This window comes from Shewanella sp. SM87, from assembly GCF_025653705.1.
GTDB classification, from domain to species: Bacteria; Pseudomonadota; Gammaproteobacteria; order Enterobacterales; family Shewanellaceae; genus Shewanella; species Shewanella oncorhynchi.
In genome coordinates, this window is record NZ_JAKKSC010000033.1 from 1 (window position 1) to 13,262 (window position 13,262).

15 protein-coding genes and 1 pseudogene are annotated in these 13,262 nt (G+C 44.3%); 12 read left to right on the forward strand and 4 right to left on the reverse strand.

Features of this window, described 5'->3' with window-relative positions; all coding sequences use genetic code 11:
- Nucleotides 1-167, reverse strand: a 167-nt coding sequence (gene tnpA, locus L5M11_RS24025; protein WP_411569098.1) for an IS66 family insertion sequence element accessory protein TnpA, incomplete at its 3' end; no start/stop codon positions are given.
- Nucleotides 168-494: 327 nt separating this feature from the next.
- Between tnpA and L5M11_RS19885 the strand changes: the two genes are divergently transcribed.
- Nucleotides 495-890: a hypothetical protein gene (locus L5M11_RS19885; protein WP_263193052.1), complete on the forward strand. Its 396-nt coding sequence runs from the start codon at nt 495-497 to the stop codon at nt 888-890.
- Between the two features lie 95 nt (nt 891-985).
- Complete coding sequence (locus L5M11_RS19890; protein WP_173247240.1) at nt 986-1,312, forward strand: hypothetical protein; 327 nt, start codon at nt 986-988, stop codon at nt 1,310-1,312.
- Between the two features lie 64 nt (nt 1,313-1,376).
- On the opposite strand, the gene L5M11_RS19895 is transcribed toward L5M11_RS19890, so the two are convergent.
- The gene (locus L5M11_RS19895; protein WP_263193053.1) at nt 1,377-3,188 is read right to left on the reverse strand and encodes a PhnD/SsuA/transferrin family substrate-binding protein; all 1,812 of its coding nucleotides are present in this window, start codon (nt 3,186-3,188) and stop codon (nt 1,377-1,379) included.
- 215 nt (nt 3,189-3,403) lie between these two features.
- Between L5M11_RS19895 and L5M11_RS19900 the strand changes: the two genes are divergently transcribed.
- The 9 genes from L5M11_RS19900 (at nt 3,404) to L5M11_RS19940 (ending at nt 10,732) form a co-directional block, all read left to right on the forward strand.
- Complete coding sequence (locus tag L5M11_RS19900; RefSeq protein ID WP_263193054.1) at nt 3,404-4,006, forward strand: response regulator transcription factor; 603 nt, start codon at nt 3,404-3,406, stop codon at nt 4,004-4,006.
- A gap of 210 nt (nt 4,007-4,216) precedes the next feature.
- Nucleotides 4,217-5,401, forward strand: coding sequence for a flagellin lysine-N-methylase (gene fliB / locus L5M11_RS19905; protein WP_263147984.1), 1,185 nt, complete (start codon nt 4,217-4,219; stop codon nt 5,399-5,401).
- A 430-nt stretch (nt 5,402-5,831) separates the two neighbouring features.
- A complete protein-coding gene (locus L5M11_RS19910) occupies nt 5,832-6,107 on the forward strand; it encodes a hypothetical protein (RefSeq protein WP_105251241.1) in 276 nt (91 codons plus the stop codon).
- A 15-nt stretch (nt 6,108-6,122) separates the two neighbouring features.
- A complete protein-coding gene (locus tag L5M11_RS19915; RefSeq protein WP_012088093.1) occupies nt 6,123-6,674 on the forward strand; it encodes a dihydrofolate reductase family protein in 552 nt (183 codons plus the stop codon).
- 180 nt (nt 6,675-6,854) lie between these two features.
- A complete protein-coding gene (locus tag L5M11_RS19920; protein WP_012088092.1) occupies nt 6,855-7,430 on the forward strand; it encodes a type II secretion system protein in 576 nt (191 codons plus the stop codon).
- Nucleotides 7,431-7,574: 144 nt separating this feature from the next.
- Nucleotides 7,575-8,099 carry an ATP-dependent protease subunit HslV gene (gene hslV, locus L5M11_RS19925; RefSeq protein WP_006083300.1) on the forward strand — a complete coding sequence of 175 codons (525 nt, stop codon included), beginning with the start codon at nt 7,575-7,577 and terminating at the stop codon, nt 8,097-8,099.
- A 19-nt stretch (nt 8,100-8,118) separates the two neighbouring features.
- Nucleotides 8,119-9,447 carry an HslU--HslV peptidase ATPase subunit gene (gene hslU, locus L5M11_RS19930; RefSeq protein WP_105251238.1) on the forward strand — a complete coding sequence of 443 codons (1,329 nt, stop codon included), beginning with the start codon at nt 8,119-8,121 and terminating at the stop codon, nt 9,445-9,447.
- A 194-nt stretch (nt 9,448-9,641) separates the two neighbouring features.
- Nucleotides 9,642-10,028, forward strand: a complete 387-nt coding sequence (locus L5M11_RS19935) for a DUF971 domain-containing protein (protein ID WP_263193056.1) — start codon at nt 9,642-9,644, stop codon at nt 10,026-10,028.
- A 119-nt stretch (nt 10,029-10,147) separates the two neighbouring features.
- Nucleotides 10,148-10,732, forward strand: a complete 585-nt coding sequence (locus L5M11_RS19940; protein WP_263193057.1) for a DMP19 family protein — start codon at nt 10,148-10,150, stop codon at nt 10,730-10,732.
- A gap of 34 nt (nt 10,733-10,766) precedes the next feature.
- Here the strand turns inward: L5M11_RS19940 and L5M11_RS19945 are convergent, their stop codons facing one another.
- Nucleotides 10,767-11,243 carry a hypothetical protein gene (locus L5M11_RS19945; protein WP_263193058.1) on the reverse strand — a complete coding sequence of 159 codons (477 nt, stop codon included), beginning with the start codon at nt 11,241-11,243 and terminating at the stop codon, nt 10,767-10,769.
- Nucleotides 11,244-11,534: 291 nt separating this feature from the next.
- Nucleotides 11,535-12,039: pseudogene (locus tag L5M11_RS19950) on the reverse strand (transposase); the annotation flags it as partial.
- A gap of 209 nt (nt 12,040-12,248) precedes the next feature.
- On the opposite strand from L5M11_RS19950, the gene L5M11_RS19955 reads away from it, so the two are divergent.
- The gene (locus L5M11_RS19955; protein WP_263142588.1) at nt 12,249-12,686 is read left to right on the forward strand and encodes a hypothetical protein; all 438 of its coding nucleotides are present in this window, start codon (nt 12,249-12,251) and stop codon (nt 12,684-12,686) included.
- Nucleotides 12,687-13,262 lie beyond the last annotated feature (576 nt).

The window sequence follows — 13,262 nt, forward strand, 5'->3', positions numbered from 1 at the left end:
ACATTAGCTTGCTCAGTTTGTGGTGATAGACGTTGCCGCCATTTATAAAATGACATGGTGCTCAGTTGATGGGTTTGGCAAAACTCAGTGATGCTCAGCTCTGATGTGTGCCATAAGTCGATTAATTGCTGCCATTGTGCAGCGTTGCGGTAAGCTCGCTTTGCCATATCACTCTCCTGTAATGATGAGTGCACAGCTTATCGCGCGATCTTAAGTGGGAATAGGACGTCCTAAAATGGACGCTTACATCCGGAGCACAAATTGCTAAAGGTTTTTTAAGTAGCCTGACAACTCGCCGCTTAGACTTAAGATCTTCTTTATCATCCTATTCAATTGCCAAAAATATCCCGGAGCATAAATATACACCTGTTATATCCGGCACTTCATATTCCGACGGAAAACCAACTTCACACTCCTACACCTGCGGTGTATGCCGAGACAGCAAATACGGGATAAGGGGCAGTCACAACTATAACAACACAGATATAAACGTATTGAATTTCGAGCGTATCAAATGGGGTGGTGTCCGTCATGGCGATATTTTATATACATATTTTGACTTAAACCAATTTATAAATACGGATATCCCTGACCCAACTGATGAAGACTTAAATTGTTTCAAAGAAATATTAAACACTATCGAAAGTTCGGAACCTACTGATTATCCCAGTGCCCTTGAAAAAAGATTGGCTAAGGTCGTAAAGTCCAGTAAAGCAGAAAGGCAGGTATTAATAGAGATTTTAGCCAGTATTGGAGTGTTACGACCAAGGAGCTACAATCGCCCTTCTAAAGGCAAAAATGACTGGGTGTTCGCTGAGTATTGGCGAGGTGAAGATAAATACTGCCATAAAACTGTCGATGAATATTTTGGTAAATATCTACAGTTATGAATGAAGTGGATCAGAGATCAAGCGAAGGCTTTCCCCCCAAAAACTAACCGCAAATAAGGCGCGGGAATGACTAGCTGTATCACAAAAGGTGCGTAATGCGTTTAGAATTAACTCTCAAGAACATGTTGGATAAAATTGAATCTTTAGATTGGAAGTGGGATGTATATATACCTTCTAATAAAGAAATTAATGACTCGATATTATGTCTTGTACTTGACGATGACACAGAAGAAGATCGTGGTAGTGATGATGAACCAATTTACCCAACATCTATTGGCTATAAAAGCTTCTTAAGTGTGTCAGATTTGCAAAGTATTAAGAGTAATTTGCTGCAACAAAATTCTGAAGCTGGGCTAAATGAATTAATTAGTGCAGCAAAATATTATTATGAAAATGATGCTTTTATTAATATTAACCGCTAACCAATAAAAGCTGTCGGATGCTCCGCTAATGCGCACATTAAGGGTTACTCATAAGTGTATAACCCTATCCCTTGGGAAGCACGACTGTCACCACACAGCCCTGTTGCCAAGGGAGTAACGCTTGCGTGGATTGCTGACAGTTTTCGATTTGAATGCTGCCGTGATGGCGGGTGACCACATCCTTACAGATGGCTAAGCCAAGCCCTAATCCCGCATCTTTGGTTGAGGCAAAAGATGCCATCAACTCACTCGCCTGCCCCTGTAGCCCTTCGCCATTATCAATAACTAACACTTTGATTTCATTTGGATGATAATAGATATCGATCCATAATTGACGCACACGATTATCGCCGCAGGTTTCTAGCGCATCTAAGCTATTTTTTACTAAATTGACCCACATTTGGCTTAAACCAACGCTATCGCCCATCAGTTCAAAGGGCTCACCCTGCACTCGCACATTCACTTGCACATTCGCTCGGTCTAGCTCGCGCCGCAACAGAGCTAAAGCTTCTTTCACCACTGGCACTATATCTAAAGGTTCGGTCTTGGCCTGACGCCGCTTGAGTAAACCGCGAATACGATGCACAACCGCTCCGGCGCGAATCGACTGCGCATTAATTTTACCTAGTACATCATAGAGTTCCGGATTATCTTGCCCAAGCCTTTCCAGTTGTAGCATGGCACCTTCGCTGTATTGGGTAATGGCGGCTATGGGTTGATTGAGTTCATGGGCAAGTCCTGCACCTATTTCCCCAAGAATCGCCGCACTTTGCAGTCGCTCAAGCTGCAGTGCCTTGTCCTTTAATTGACGCTCATTGCTAACTAAAAACTCACTTTTCTGGCGAAACTTATATTCAAGCCACAGGTGATAAATGGTGGAAATAATGAAAATTAACAACAGTGCACCACCCCATTCTTTATTTTTTGCCATCCATTTGTATACGGTTTGATAAAGTGGTGGTGATGCTCCCTGTAGTTGTAATTCTTTAAATAACTCAATCACTTTTAACTGGCTTACGGGCGCAGTCCAGCCCAAAGTATCGGCGGTAATTGCTGCAATATGATCGGCGGGTAAATCGAATAAGGCACGGGTAATCGCCATCGTCAACTTAGGAGAAACCGTATCCGCCGCAGCGAATGACCAGTTTGGGTATAACTGAGTGCTCACCTCGCAATCATATCCTGCAGGCGTGGCAGGATGGATAACACGATAATCACCCTGATTAACAAGACCCGTTGCGATCATTTCCTCTAAGGTACAAAAAGGCGCTATTGCGGCGTCGGCACTGCCATCTCTGACTTGATAGATAAGCGGTTCTAACGGGAACCCGAGGAAGCGCACTTGCCCAAAAAACTGTTCGGGTAAAAAACCCATTTTATGCAGTAACCCCATTGCCGCTTGATACCCCCCCAAGGCCTGCGGATCACTGGCGACCACATTGCGCCCGCGCAAATCCTGCAAGGTGCGGATAGGGCTGTCGGCGCGGACAATAATGGTCGCACCTATGGTAAAAGTACTGCCTTGATGCTTACGGCTCTTCATTGTCGCAAGCCAAGACAACGGGAAATTGTTACTTAGATGCAGATATTGCCCAGGGTTAGTGACGATAAACTGCAAATCATGCTCAAGTAACTGACTACGCATGCCATTAAAATCCACAGGCACGACTTCAAAATGACTATTAGGCACTTGCTCACTGAGGTAATCCATCATAGGTTGCCAACGCTGCTTGGCCTGTAACACGCCATGATTTGCCAGCACTCCGACTCTAAAATGGTTCACTTCTGTCACTTCGCTGGCATTGGACGGATTAAGCCCAATGACACTCAGCAAGAATCCCATCAATATCGCTTTACACCAAGAGTCAATCGTCATCGCCTCTATTACCCACTCTTATATGCCATTGTCATAGAACGACTTTAGCTCGCAGATAAAAATCAAGCTGTGAAATGCCGCCAAACTCTGGTTTATGCCCAGAGGGGATTGGCTAATTTAGTGATGCACCTCCCAAGACCTAGGCTTAAAATTGAGCTAGACACAGACGCGGCTTAAGCTGATATCGCGATCCACACATGCCCACAAGGAAATCCATGTCTACAAAACTGCCGCTGTATTTAGTCGATGACGATGAAGCGATTCTGGATTCGCTGGGTTTTATGCTCGGACAATTTGGCTACCAAATACAAACCTTCAACAGCGGCCGCGACTTCCTTGAGCACTGTGCATTATTACAGGCGGGCTGCGTGATTTTAGATAGCCGAATGCCGGAAATCACCGGCCAAGAAGTGCAGCAAAAACTGCTCGAAACCCACAGTCCGCTTGGCGTCATCTTTCTCACTGGCCACGGCGATTTACCTATGGCGTTAAGCGCCTTTCGTAAGGGGGCCTGCGATTTTTTTCAAAAACCAGTGTCCGGCAAGGCATTAGTACAAGCGATTGAAAAGGCGCAGCGTGAAAGCCAAGCGGCCTTCGAACAGCAAAGTCTGCAGCATAAGTTTGACCAACTGACTGAGCGCGAACAGCAAGTGTTAGCCCATGTGATCCAAGGCATGACTAACAAGCAAATATCGGAGGCGATGTTTTTATCCCTGCGCACGATTGAAGTACACCGCGCAAAAATCATGAAAAAGCTCGAAGTGAACAATATGGCAGAGCTAGTGCAGCACTTAGGCAATCTGAATTCTGTTTTATAAATAATGAACCAATATGCAGTGCGAAATAAATGGCATTCCAATGAGCGTATAAGTTTTAATCAAAGAACTTCTATCGCACTAGTTGATGAGAGTAAAATATTAATTGTACCTAAATTGGCTTAGATCTAATCGGCATTTAACAAAACTGGAATAAGGGAGTTTGATTTGTTACCTTTGTCCTAAATTACTGTAAATTTAACGAAATTACCGATGGACAACCTCATAATAAAACCCGGTTATGTCACTCAATTCCAATGTGTTGGACCAGAATGTGAAGACAGTTGCTGTTACGATTGGCGAATATCATTTGATAAAAAGAGCTATAAAAACACGATTAAACACCCACTGCTCGCTACAACGGCAAAGACTGCATTTATTGAAACAAAGAAAAGTACAAGCGATTGGGCCGACATTAGACTTGATGCGCAAGGTTCATGCCCATTTGTTAACGAACATAAGCTTTGTGACATCCATGCAAAAGCGGGTGAACAGGCCTTAAGTCATACATGTAAAACTTATCCAAGGATCCACAAGGTCATTGGCGGTAATAAATACGAAAGCCTCTATCTATCTTGCCCAGAAGTCGCTCGCTCAGTGTTATTTAATCCTAATGCTTTCCAATTTGATTCCAATATAAGTGGCATAAAACAGCCTTCAACGCCAAGTCCTACGTGGCTAGAAAAAACCCATGAATACAGTCTCGACCTATTATTGAATTTGGGAGGTGGTTGGCAACAAGCACTGCTGGCCATAGGGCTATTAATCAAGGTTAGTGACCAAGTCCGTCAAAATACCTTACCAATAGAAGAACTAGATAAGCGCTTACAACAACTAAAATTGTATGCACAGTCAGGCGCATTGGCAGAGCAATATAAGAACTTACCTTATTCCCCACTGCCGCAGACGCATGCCTTTATTACTGTTCATAATGAGTTGTGTAAAACTCATTCTAGAGGTGTACGCGCAAGATTTACGTCGTTAAATCAGGCTGTTGCTGCACTGTGTAATGAAGAAAATAGTTATCAAATTGATGCGTTGAATCAAGCATGGACTGAGCATGCAGTACCCGCATTGGTTAACTATACGGAACTTTTTGAACGATACATTTTATATTCAATTTACCACTACCATTTCCCCTTACTAGACTCACAGCAATTATCTTGGGAAGCATTCCGTTTACTCGTACTCGATTGTTTTATGATCCGCAGCTATTTATCTGCAATAGCCTTTAAAAATAAAGGACTATCTGAAAGTGATATTGTGATGTGCTTTCAGCTTTATCAAGTCGTTAGGCAGCATAAAATTGAATTTGTACAAAGCATGAGCAAAACATTAGAGGAATGCGGAATAGACAGTGTGCCAGCCGCAATTTGCCTTTTAAAAACAAATATCTAAACGTATAAACAGCATCGCGCTGTAGCAAGAAGAGAACATATAGCGAAGTGAAGCAATATCACAGGTGTGAAGCTTCACTTTGCAATATAGATTTACCCTGTAAGGTGGGCTTGCTGCATAAAAAATTAATCCTACCTGCGACAAGCTGTCGCAGTTTGTGCATTTGGCTTTGTTAAATATCGTATCAGCCCGCACAATCACACCATAGGTTCCTTCCTTTGTGCCCCGCGGGCGCTCAAGAAATCCACTGCTTTTTGAACCTCCACCCGAGGGTAACTATACCCTCGGGGATTTTTTTGCTTCCATCTGCGAATGCCTTCCTCCAAGATAACAACTAAAGTGGAAATGGAACGATCCAATTCTAGTTCCGTCTGCAAAGCAGTTATATACTTTCCAACCGTCTCAAATAATAAGAATCATGGAAGAGCGAATGTTCAAACCTTTAATATTACTCAGCTTTAGCACCTTAGTCTTGGCCAGTATGAGTGGCTGCGTTGGGCCACTTAATTCAAAATGTGATACAAATTCCCCCTACAGCAAACAAGAATGCAATGCAGCCGACGCCGCAGTTTATGTTGCGGCGGCTATATTGGAAGGCCCAGATAAAGGTCAAACGTGTAACGATATGTCGGGCAAAGCAAAACAAGACTGCCTCGCTCAACAACAAGCACTGAAAGAATCATTAGAGAAACACGCTCGAAAATAGCATTAAGGAAGATGAATGAAAGCCTCCGTTTTTATTGCCGCGACCCTCGACGGTTATATCGCAACGCCCGATGGGGATATCGACTTTTTAAATCAGCACCCCGGTACTAATCCCGATGAAGACTTTGGTTATCATGCCTTTATCGACACTATCGATGCGATTGTAATGGGACGAAAAAGCTTTGAAAAAGTCCTCTCCTTCGATTGTGATTGGCCCTATGTAAATATCCCAGTGTTTGTATTAAGTCGCAGCGGTGTAACAGTACCGTCGGCGTTAAGTGAGCACGTGCAAGTGCTAAATGGCGATGCAGCAAGCATTAGCGAGCAACTCAAAACCCGTGGCTTTAAGCATCTCTATATCGATGGCGGCCAAACAATCCAAGGCTTTTTAGCGGCAGGGCTAATTCAGGAACTCACGCTCACTCGCATCCCCACTTTACTGGGTAAAGGTATTCCACTCTTTGGCGACTTAGCTCAAGCGATTCAATTAATGCCAATTCACACGCAGCAGTACGACAATGGCTACGTACAAACCCGCTATCGTGTTATAGACAAAACGGCTTTATAAGCCGTTTACATTCGGCAGATGGCATTGAAAGATGAAGTGATGGCTTGCCATTTTGCGGCTTACCATCTTACTGTAGAGCCATGTAACAACAATGTTAAACAACTAGATATTATCAATGACTTACTGATTGCAAATCAAAGTTCCGTTAGAATATTGTCCTCTAACAGATAGGTGAGCAATATGAGTCGTTTGCAGTCATCGAAGGGCTTTACATTAATTGAGCTGGTTGTGGTCATTATCATCCTTGGGATCTTGGCCGTCGTCGCAGCACCACGGTTTTTAAACCTAGGCCAAGATGCCCACGATGCCAGAGCCAAAACCGCATTTGCGGCCTTTGCCTCTGGTGTTAAGCTTTATCACAGTTGCTGGCTTGCGGGCGGTCACTCTGGTTATACCCAAGATCTCGCCTGTTATGGTGACGGAAAACTCGACTCGACCACCACAGGATTTCCACTGGGAATAGAGACTGCAACCGCTGATGCCGGTGCTAAATTGCAGGGCGATTATTGTGGTCAGTTATGGCAAGGTCTTTTGGCTAATAATGAATTTGTCATTGCCGATCAATACTCTTGGCGCACAGTTCCCAATGTCGACATTGTTTACTGGTATGGTGCCGTCGACATAAAAGATCCCAATGCTTACTGCATTTTCAACTATGTCTCGGACGATCGCAGCTTCGGCAGTGAAAACTGGGATCTTAAATACTATCCCTTCGATGGCCGCACTATTGTAGGTCGATCCACCCTTTCCCAGTAAGCGCTTATTTTTATTGCTAAAGGAGCGCGAAAGATCGCAAACTCCTTTGGCATTTGCCGCGATTACTTGAATTATTGTCATCCATCCCCATATATATCCCATCATCCACCGCAACTTTTGCTGCGGGCCAGAAGAGGATTCATTGTGACCACTATCGTATCAGTACGCCGTAATAATCAAGTTGTCATCGCCGGCGATGGCCAAGTCTCCCTAGGCAATACCGTCATGAAAGGTAACGCCAAAAAAGTGCGTCGCTTATATCACAACAAGGTACTGGCAGGTTTTGCAGGCGGCACCGCCGATGCTTTCACCCTATTCGAGCGTTTTGAGGCCAAACTTGAAATGCACCAAGGCCACTTATTGCGCTCAGCCGTTGAGCTAGCCAAAGATTGGCGTACCGACCGTATGCTGCGTAAACTCGAAGCCCTGTTAGTCGTGGCCGATGCGGAAACTTCGCTGATCATCACAGGTAATGGTGATGTCGTTCAGCCAGAACACGACTTAGTTGCCATTGGTTCAGGCGGCAACTATGCCCAAGCGGCGGCCCTTGCACTATTGCAAAATACTGAGCTGTCAGCCTTAGAAATCGCCGAAAAATCCCTGACTATTGCTGCGGATATCTGCGTATTCACCAATCAATTCAAAACGATTGAAGAACTCAATTACTAAACAGCCCGTGAGGAATATTATGTCTGAAATGACCCCCCGTGAGATTGTCCACGAGCTGGATGCACACATTATTGGCCAACAAAAGGCCAAACGTTCTGTTGCTGTCGCCCTGCGTAACCGCTGGCGCCGGATGCAACTTGACGCGGATTTCCGTCAAGAAGTCACCCCAAAAAATATTCTGATGATTGGCCCAACGGGCGTTGGTAAAACTGAAATTGCCCGCCGTTTAGCCAAACTGGCGAACGCGCCTTTTATCAAGGTCGAAGCCACTAAATACACAGAAGTGGGTTATGTCGGTAAGGAAGTCGAGCAAATCATCCGCGACTTGACCGATATCGCCATCAAGCTGACCCGTGAACAGCAAATGGGCAAATGTCGCCAACGCGCTGAAGAAAATGCCGAAGAGCGCATTCTCGATGCCCTGTTGCCTAAGCCGAAAAACGACTGGGAAAGCACTGAAACCGATTCCAACTCAAATACCCGTCAAGTCTTCCGCAAAAAGCTACGCGAAGGTCAATTAGACGATAAAGAAATCGATATCGATGTAGCCCAACCGCAAATTGGTGTTGAAATCATGTCGCCTCCAGGCATGGAAGAAATGACCAACCAGCTGCAAAGTCTGTTTAAAAACATGGGCCAAGCACCAGCAAAACGTCGCAAGATGAAGATCAAAGAAGCCTTTAAGCTATTGATCGAAGAAGAAGCCGCAAAACTGGTTAATCAAGAAGATTTAAAAGAACAAGCCATTGAAATGGTTGAGCAACACGGCATAGTGTTCCTCGACGAAATCGACAAAATCTGTAAGCGCGGCGAAACCTCAGGCCCAGACGTTTCCCGTGAAGGCGTGCAACGTGACTTACTGCCGCTGATCGAAGGCTGCACAGTCACCACAAAACACGGCATGGTAAAAACCGACCACATACTGTTTATCGCCTCTGGTGCATTCCAGATGTCTAAACCGTCGGATTTAATTCCTGAATTACAAGGTCGTTTACCGATCCGTGTCGAGTTAGATGCGCTATCAGCCAATGATTTTAAACGCATTTTAACCGAGCCACACGCCTCGCTCACCGAGCAATATATCGCGCTGATGGGCACAGAAGGCGTGAAAGTTGAATTCAGCGAATCGGGTATCGACAGCATTGCGAAAGCCGCATGGCAAGTGAACGAGCGCACCGAAAACATCGGCGCCCGTCGTTTACACACTGTGATGGAAAGGCTGATGGAAGATATCTCCTACGAGGCATCGGAAAAATCGGGCTCCGCCTTTGTTATCGACGCCGACTATGTCAGCGCCCACTTAGATAACTTAGTCCAAGACGAAGATCTCAGCCGCTTTATCCTCTAGTACTAAACTGTTCACCGCCAAGCTCAAACGACTTGGCGGTAAACGACTCAAATGCAAAAGTGTGACTTAAACGAAAAAGCCTGACCAAGGCTCTCGCTTAACCTTTGTATCCTTGGCCGCGAGTGGTTACATTAGTCAGGTGTTATTTTAATGAGTCGTTATCCTATCCTTAGCATTTTCTTGGTAGCCAACCTATGACCACAGCAACGCCCAATGTCACCGATCTTAAACTGAAACGTAAATCACGCATTCTAGAAATCAGTTTCGACAATGGTGAGCAATATCAGCTCAGCTGCGAGATGCTCAGAGTCTACTCGCCCTCGGCCGAAGTGCATGGTCACGGTAATCCAAAGCTGGTCACCCACAAGAAAAACGTCAACATCAGTGCCATAGAACCCGTCGGCAACTACGCAGTGAAAATCGTCTTCGATGACGGCCACGACACAGGCCTATTCTCGTGGAAAGTGCTCTACGATCTCGCCACCCACCAAGTGGATCTATGGGAAAAATACCTCGCCCGCCTACGCGCAGAAAAAGCCTCACGCGAACCGCTGATTGCGATGAAGATAAAGTACAACTAGTACGTTAGGTAAATAGACGCTTAATTGTGGGATGTAAACTCTAGAAACAGAGAATTTAACAATGGGCAATTTGTGAAGCTGTGAGTTCTCTTACTGACTTGAGTATTAAAGGAAAGACCATGTCGGAAAAAATCCCCTGCCAAGAATGTAACACCTTAACCCTTCCGAGTACCGCCGAGAAAAATGAGGGTTTATGCATGCCCTGCAAAAATGGCATACGTGCAAACCTCGAGCGTGCGAAGGAATACTACCAACAAGAGCGTGAACTCGATAAAACCTGTCCCTTTCGAGCCTTTTGGCGAGATCTTGTTTTAAGGGTACATAATAAAGATCAAGGTTTTTATACGCTTAGACCAGAGGAACAAAATTACTATGCGGTGAACTGCTTATCTGGCGAGATCTATAATGGTGGATTTATTCAGTATTTCGACAACTCTTCAGGTGAGCATTACGCCTTCGCTGAACGTGGACTTATCCAAATGGGAGCAAGCCACTCGTTAAACTTACTGCACCAAGCAAAACAGGCCGTGTTTGGCGAAAAGCCAGTACCAATCGACAGAGATCATCGTTTAGCCGCCACCGATAACCAAGACCTGTACAGCGTACTCGATAAGCTCGATGACGAGTTTTATAAAGATCTAGATGATCTCGATGCCAAGCTTAAAAGCTACGCCCTTGATTACGGACTAGTGAATAAGACTTAACTGGCGATTGTCGGTAATCACTTAAAGATAAAGGCTATCCTTGACATAAATAAGCATAATTGAGCCTATCTTGCTGACCCCATACCGCAGTCCAGCCATTCACATCACTCATATAAGCGAAATAAATAGACTGCGTTTTAATACAAACATCTTGAAATGGCGCTTTATTCTCATTAATAAAATGCGCCGACCTAACCAGCACATCGGTACAAACGTCTTCATCCTCCACTAACCAAATAAAATCATCACGCCATTCATCCAACGCTATCGCCGCCTCTGGGGAATAGAGTCTCAACTTATCTTGCGCGAGTACCATTTGCTCGGGAGTCACAGAACATGAAACCGCCAACTTATCGAATACACCTGAACCGCCAGCCCAAAAAGACAAATCAAATTCCAACCTATCCTCTAGCGGCGTAAAACCCAATAAATTTTCGATAATCATCAAACTTTTAGCTAAATCGGCATCTGGCCTTTGGTAACGCTTTTCAATCCCATCATATTCCCGCATACGAACTAAGCTCCTGCTGCGTTAAGTGACGCATTAAAATTGAGTAACATACTATAAAATAATAACTTTTTGATCAATGTACTCAACGATTAAGACTATTACGCCAGTGACTCGCCGACTTTGATGTAAAAATGAGTTATCCCTAAGCGCTCGATGGCGCCATTTGCAGCATAAGGAAGTGCGAACACCGCGAGCACATGGTCAAGGATAATGAAATGAAAATTATCAGGCCTACCATTTTAAATCAGCAACTTCATCAAGTAAGGCCTGTGATTTAAACCATCCCTCCTAAAAGCGGCCTGTACAGTTATTTTCTTGATTTTCTTGATTTGCTTGTCTTGCTATTAGCTCATTCAAACATCGCACTCTTTTGAAAACTTAGGCATGAAATATCGCATAATCGGCTGCGGTAAATTGCAATTGAATGCTTTAATCGGTTGACCTCATGCGCCTCAACTAACTCTCCTTAAACGGATTTTTGTGTTAATTCATCGCCTTTAAACAACTTATGCCACTGCTCCAGCACTTCTCAGTCAGTCCAACGATTGGCACTGTCGATATCGACCCGCAGCACCACATGTAGATGATTCGACATCACCGCAAAGGCTGCAACATCGATAGCAAAAACGGCTTCAAGTTCAAACAGTAGTGACTCAACCCAACTACAGCGATGGCCATAATTTTTCCCAGAATAGGCATCATCGCCACATAAAAAAGCATGCCGCACAACGCAGCTATAGCAATGGTAACAGGGAGTGTCTTCAAGGCTTATCTGAGTTCTGAGAGGACGCGGCATATAAACCTCCTTGTTTAATGCTTATAGTCGGAGGTTAACTACCACGCCATTTAAGCTGGGTGTCTTGAAAACAGCTTCTTTGTAGGCAACCTGAAAGTGCATTATATTGTTGCTCTAAAATGGATGGCCAGATTTATTATTAGCCCTGCATATGTGATAAAACAGTTAAACCTTCGCTGGAAACAAATCTTAGAAATGGAGTATTGTCAGTGACAACGAGAACGGAATTACTCAATAAATTAAGCGCCTTATCGACCGCCGATCCAGAGCACTGTCCGGTAGTGACATTAAATGAGTACTTTTTAGAAAACGAAGATGAAGAGTCTATCGCACCCAATAATTGGGGTTATGGTCGACCATCCATCAAAGAAATCTATCGTTGCTTTAAAGAAATCGAACATAGGTCAGATGTGCAAGGTGTTTATGTTGGGATGCACGATGAATGGTCCGAAGCACTTGAGGATGATGAGCTATGGCCTGCAGCTGAGAACATTCATATTCTTACCTGTGCGCTTCTGGCGGAAGTGGAAGAATGGATTGAAGGAATCGCGGCAGATGGAATGGAGACAGGCTGGCCCTATGGCGAACATCAACTATCCCCTAAGCCGTATGCTGGCTATCATGTCTATACAGTATATTGGGATTAGTGGTTAGCTATCTCACTGTTTATGTGAATTTTATTGCATCATACAACCCCAAAACATCGGTCTAGGCCGATGTTTTTATATCTAAGGATACCAATCTCATTTTTGTAATATAAAACGTGCTCCACCAGCCTTATTATATGAATTAGCTCGTGTTATTTAGACTCCCATTGTTAAATTTTAAAAATGGAGTGTTAGTACTCTTTTTAAATACTAACAAACAACACTAAAACTTCAGAAGTTCACCTTCACCTGCGAAGTTGCTGAAGGGCGTTGAAGAAAATCGCATGAGCGAGGCATGGATGCCGAGTTAGCTTTCGGATTCTTTATTTAATTAATAGGGATGTACCACCGTAAGCGTTAGCGATTTTGAATAAGCACGAAGCCCTGCTTATAAATAAAGAGTTAATGCATGTAACTTCGCTAGGGTGAGTGCTGCGAAACAGCGGTACAAACGAGAGCCAAGGATGACGAACTGGCAGTTAGACATGGACGTTGTTCGGCAAGGGCTCTTGATTGAGAATCAAGGGGTGAAGCCCCCGACTTTGACTTCGCTTTAAAAACTATCAAACCAAGTTT